This window comes from Lentilactobacillus sp. TOM.63, assembly GCF_030361045.1.
Lineage (GTDB): Bacteria > Bacillota > Bacilli > Lactobacillales > Lactobacillaceae > Lentilactobacillus > Lentilactobacillus dabitei.
The window spans coordinates 1-1,849 of record NZ_JAUCAP010000152.1; the positions used below are offsets into that span (position 1 = coordinate 1).

General features: G+C 42.1%; 1 protein-coding gene. It reads left to right on the plus strand.

Annotated elements, in window-relative coordinates:
• Positions 1-1,623, plus strand: a 1,623-nt coding sequence (locus QUF07_RS13765) for a bacterial Ig-like domain-containing protein (protein WP_289428183.1), incomplete at its 5' end; no start/stop codon positions are given.
• Between the last annotated feature and the right edge of the window lie 226 nt (positions 1,624-1,849).

Consider the following 1,849-nt stretch of genomic DNA (forward strand, 5'->3'; position numbering starts at 1 on the left):
CCAGGTGTTTACAACGTTACTTACCAAGTGGGTTCGATTACAAAGACCGCCAAGATCACTGTATTGGCCAATCAAACGGCTCTAAATGTTAAGGACCTAGCGCTACACGTTGGCGATACCTTTGCTAATAAAGATGCCTTCATTAATGCTTTGGATAAAGATGGCAACGCCGTTGACTTTAACAAAGTAACGGTTGGCGGTGATAAAGTTGATACCACCAAAGCTAGTACCTACACAGTTACCTACACCTATGCCGGAATCACTAAGACCGCTACGGTAACTGTTGCTGATAGTTTAGCTGCAATCTCAGCTCATGATGCCACGATCATTGCCGATACTCAAGACAGTTTCGATACTACTAAATTATTTGATTCAGCGACTAACCATGATGGCCAGCAATATACGGATTATAATGCAGCCAAAGCCGCTGGTTTAACGATTACCGGAACTGTTGATCCAACCAAAGTTGGTGACTATCCAGTGGAGCTGAGATTTGACGGCGTTACCAAAGATGTAACGGTTCACGTGGTTAAAAACCAGTCTGCGGTTAATGCGAAGAATATTGATCTTTATGTTGGCGATAATTATACCGCCAGAGATGGTTTCGTTTCAGCCAAATCAGCTGATGGCAGTGATGCAGACTTTAGTAAAGTGACGGTTGGTGGTGATAAAGTTGATACCAGCAAACCCGGCATTTACAAGGTGACCTACACTTACGAGGGCCAAACGGCCACTTCTGTGGTCACTGTCAATGCTGATCAAACCGCTTTGAAGACTGTGCCAACTATTGAATTAACTAATGGTGGTAGGTTTAATGCAAGTCAGGGCTTTATTTCCGCAACTACTAAGCAAGGTCAACAATTGAATTATGCTGATGCCGTTAAGCAAGGCTTACAGGTAACGGGCGCTGATTTTGATACCACTAAAGCTGGCACTTACACTGTCACTTATAGTTTCAATGGAAAGACTGCTACAACTAGAGTGATTGTCGATGCTGCTATCAATAACAATGGTGATAACAATGACGGTACTAACACTGGAATAGTTGTAACGCCAAGTAACAATAACAGTAGCGGCAATAGTAGCAATTCGAACGGTTCAAACACGTCAGGCAACTCAACGACGGTAACCAAACATCCAAGCACTCCCAATGTTGAAGGCTACAAGTCATTCCAGGTTTATAATAAACGGTCCATTTACCGTTACAAATCGGCCACGTTTAGCAAGAAGAATCGGATCAAAGGCTACAAACGAACACCACGTTATGAAGCAGCTAACTTTAGAATGGTTGCTAAGGTAACCAATAAGCAAGGTCATGCTCGTTATAAGTTGTCCGATGGCAGCTACATCACTGCTAACAGCAAGTATGTTGCCTCACTTTACTGGCGATCTAAGCACGCAACAGTATATTCATATAATCCTAAAGGGTTGTATGAATATAAGGGGACTAGGTTTAACAAGAGAGACCGAACCCGATTTGTTAGACAAGGGACTAAACTACACGTTGCTGCTTGGTATAAGCGTTCTGATGGGATGAACCGGTTCAAATTAACAAACGGACGCTACGTTTCAGCTAACAAACAATTTAGTAGCATTGTTAAGCCCCATCGCTTAGGCAAATAAGTTGGTTTAAGATTTTTAATAATCACGAGAATAGTTGACAATTAACTTAGATTTTTTGTCAGGGATTCCGTCAGTTTGATAAAGAGGGGCCAAAACATGCCCCGCCAATCAATAAACTGAGACAAATCTTCCGCTTCCTTGGAAGATTTATCGGCTCTTCGTCAACTGTTGTTGGTGAAACTAAATTCGAGTTCTAATCACTTTGTGATTAGGGCTCTTTTTGTTT